This is a genomic window from Paenibacillus sp. P4_E11, assembly GCF_056401635.1.
Window position 1 is genome coordinate 1 of sequence record NZ_JBFUIX010000274.1, and the last position, 3,220, is coordinate 3,220.

Genomic DNA, 3,220 nt, shown 5'->3' on the forward strand with positions numbered 1-3,220 from the left:
CTGCTGTTCGGTGTGTGCCAATTCAGCGATAGGATCAGACCGTTTACCAAGCGCTTCGATACAAGTAAGGATGTGGGAGCAGGCAACATTCACCGCAGCACGATAATTGCGATCCGCCCTAACTTCATACTTCAACAAAGTCAATCCGCTCAGATCGGAAGGAATATGGAAATCATCGATCCGAATCGTATTTCTCACCTGCTCGATGGCAGACGGTACGATGAAAAACACCCTCTGGCGCTTCAACCGTCCCCAGAACATGCCCAATTCAAACATGCTGTTGTCTCTAGGAGCTAGATATACTTTCTCACGCATCGTGACTACATCGTCGGGTGAAAAGATGAAGACGGCGAAGTCATTCGCCTCCACCTGTATCTCCAAGTCCTCCATCGGGTAATGATTGGCTGCGAACGCCGTCGGCCAAGGYGTAACTTCTGCCACATAATGAAGCAGCTCGTGTACGGCATTGACCAACTCGATGGATTCTCTGGACGAACCGATGAATACTCGCGGTTTATCCACTATCGGTCCTCCTTCCATACTTGATCAGGTTGAACCATTCACTTCGATTCCGGGCTTATGACGATTCCGAAATGCGTACGCAAAGCTTCATTGTACTCCTCTTGCGTCTGCGGGGTGAATGTGCGTACTCCAGTAGCGGTAAAGATTCGAAACTCTCCGGCAGCGATCGTGTTACGGCCTTCCGAAGTGCGAATCGCGACCATCGGATTCCGTCGAAAGATCGAATCCGGTGCGTGTTCACACCAGTAGGAAGGCATTAAGAAGTCTTGTGCCAGCTGCGGTTCTTCTGTGAAGGAATAGATGCGCTGCCACTCGCCATGCTTCTGCTCACAGAGCAGCCAACCGAAGTAAGGATCGCGATCCAGTCGGTAACATTCCTCTCCTTGCTGTTGCTCAAGCCCTTCCTGCATTTCGATCGGGGAACGCGGAACTATACCACCAACTCCGACATCGCATAAGTAGTTACGGCCGGCAATATGTACGCGCAGTACTTGATGACGCCGCTTCGGAGGTGGATTCGGTTCATCACGCCAGAAACGGGCCATCAGACTCGTCACCTCATAGCCAAGCTCTTGAAGCAGCCACCCGAAGAGGGCGTTCAACTCGAAGCAGAATCCGCCCCTCCGGCGCTCAACGATCTTGGCATGGAGATGGAGAATATCTAGCGATAGGGGTACCCCATGCAATATATCGAAATTCTCATATGGGACGGTATGCAGATGGCATTCCTGCAAGCGAGACAAGCAAGTTAGGCTTCCATCGACCGGTCCATCATACCCGATGCGGTCGAGGTAAGCGCTAACTTCAGGTTTCAGGTTGTCGTGATTAGTAGTCATGACTGAATCTCCTTCGAATCAGGTTTAAGGTAATTTTTATTCGACGTCTATCGTTAAATCCCTGCCTCACACTATACAATCCATTCCACAACGGTTTCCTAGATCATATGCCAAGGACCTCTGGAGCAGATGACTCCAGAGGTCCTTGGCATATGAGTTCTATTTAGTTTTCAGCTCAAGTCTACAATTGGATCACGGAGAGCACGATGCCGACAATAAAACCGCACAACGCGCCATTTACCCGAATCCATTGCAAATCTTTGCCTACTTTTTCTTCCAACATTTGCACGAGGGAAGCGTCATCCATCTGATCGACATTTTCTTTCACCAGTTGGCCGATTCGATAATGATTCGCCTCTACTAACTGGATGATGTAGGAGGAAATTCGACTTTCCCACGCTTGGACCTTTTCTGGATCTTGACTTAAATTTCTGATGATCGAAGCGTATGCACGAAATAGCAGACGGCCGCCATTCGCTCGCTCTTCTTCGAGCTTGTCCAGCAACAGATTACGAAGCCGCTCCAATTGTTCACGAATGAACGTTTCTCCCGTCTCGCCTTCTGTGAGCTTAACGGCCCAATCCTTCACTTGCTCCATCTTCGATTCATCGTCCGCCAATTGGAACAATTGAACTCGTACTTCCCTCAGCAACGATTCCCGATGCGGATTGTCAGCATTCTGCAAATCTCGGATGGCTGAAATGAGCATGTTCTGGAGCAGGCCCCCCATCTTCTCATCGTCCATGAACCCGGCAAAAGCCTGGATTGCAAAGCCCATGAAGCCGCCCATCTTGACTTCATTCAGCTTCTCCGTTGCGATCCGCCCCAACATCGCTTGTGTATCAGGGCGCACAGCCCATACGGAAGCTTCCCGAAGAGCATAGTCTAGTGCCTTCGCATCGTATCCCTCTGTCAATACTTTCGTAATGACCGTATCCGCAGCTTGCTTCCAATTTGCCCGTCGTACTACTGCAATAAGACCGGACTGGATCATTGGCATGATTTTCTCCAAGGGGAGACGCTCGACGAATCCAATCAACAGGCCGGCAATGCTGCTTCTGATCTGCTTCTTACCGATCAGTTTGGTAAACATAGACGTTACAGCTCGCAGCACATTCCACTTCCGCAGCTTGCTCTCGATACTCTGCTTGTTCAGCAATTCGTTCTCCATGGCCGATACCAGGGATTGAACGATACGATCCTTGTTGCGCAGCAGAAGAGAAGTATGCGGAATCGGAATGCCTAGCGGATGGCGGAATAGAGCGGTCACGGCGAACCAATCGGCAATGCCCCCCACTAATCCTGCTTCGAATCCACCTTTTAACAACAACGTGAGCGTATTCTCGGGTAAAAATAAAGTAACGATAAATCCGCAAGCCATTACAGCCAACGATAAACTTGCCAAATATTTGGAATTCATATGTATGGCTCTACCTTCCCGTTAGAAATGATTGTCAGCTTAGATGACAGTTTCATCTATTATACCCGCAATCCGGATTCGAATCATACTGCTTTTCATCCTGTCTAACAACCCGAACATAAAAACAGCCGCCCATCCAGTATGGAATGAGCAGCCGTACATAAGCTTAATCGGGCAAATTACTACCGCGGTTGATTCTTTCTTCTTGAGGCGGATCTTGCTTAACTACCTGCTTCTTCTCTTGCTCATCATCCGCCAGGATGCCGCTTGCCGCTCGTTTGAATTCGCGGATCGTGCTGCCAGCCGCACGCCCCAACTCAGGCAGCTTGCTCGGGCCGAATAGAAGCAAGGCAATCAATATGATCATAATAAATCCGCTAGCACCGATATTCTCTAGCATGAATTAACACTTCCGATCTATGGAATGATTCGATTCTCCCCC

4 protein-coding genes are annotated in these 3,220 nt (G+C 49.4%); all 4 read right to left on the reverse strand.

What is annotated here, in order from left to right:
• Positions 1-522 (reverse strand): TIR domain-containing protein (locus AC1DWB_RS32675; protein WP_477545268.1); only part of this gene is annotated, 522 nt, incomplete at its 3' end.
• Between the two features lie 38 nt (positions 523-560).
• Positions 561-1,358 carry an arylamine N-acetyltransferase family protein gene (locus AC1DWB_RS32680; protein WP_477545269.1) on the reverse strand — a complete coding sequence of 266 codons (798 nt, stop codon included), beginning with the start codon at positions 1,356-1,358 and terminating at the stop codon, positions 561-563.
• Positions 1,359-1,539: 181 nt separating this feature from the next.
• A complete protein-coding gene (locus AC1DWB_RS32685) occupies positions 1,540-2,778 on the reverse strand; it encodes a DUF445 domain-containing protein (RefSeq protein WP_477545270.1) in 1,239 nt (412 codons plus the stop codon).
• 166 nt (positions 2,779-2,944) lie between these two features.
• A complete protein-coding gene (locus tag AC1DWB_RS32690) occupies positions 2,945-3,178 on the reverse strand; it encodes a twin-arginine translocase TatA/TatE family subunit (RefSeq protein WP_477545271.1) in 234 nt (77 codons plus the stop codon).
• Between the last annotated feature and the right edge of the window lie 42 nt (positions 3,179-3,220).

Coding starts and splice junctions, on each gene's coding strand:
- AC1DWB_RS32685 (WP_477545270.1), bottom strand. CDS start 2,778: ATGAATTCCAAATATTTGGCAAGTTTATCGTTGGCTGTAATGGCTTGC.
- AC1DWB_RS32690 (WP_477545271.1), bottom strand. CDS start 3,178: ATGCTAGAGAATATCGGTGCTAGCGGATTTATTATGATCATATTGATT.
- AC1DWB_RS32680 (WP_477545269.1), bottom strand. CDS start 1,358: ATGACTACTAATCACGACAACCTGAAACCTGAAGTTAGCGCTTACCTC.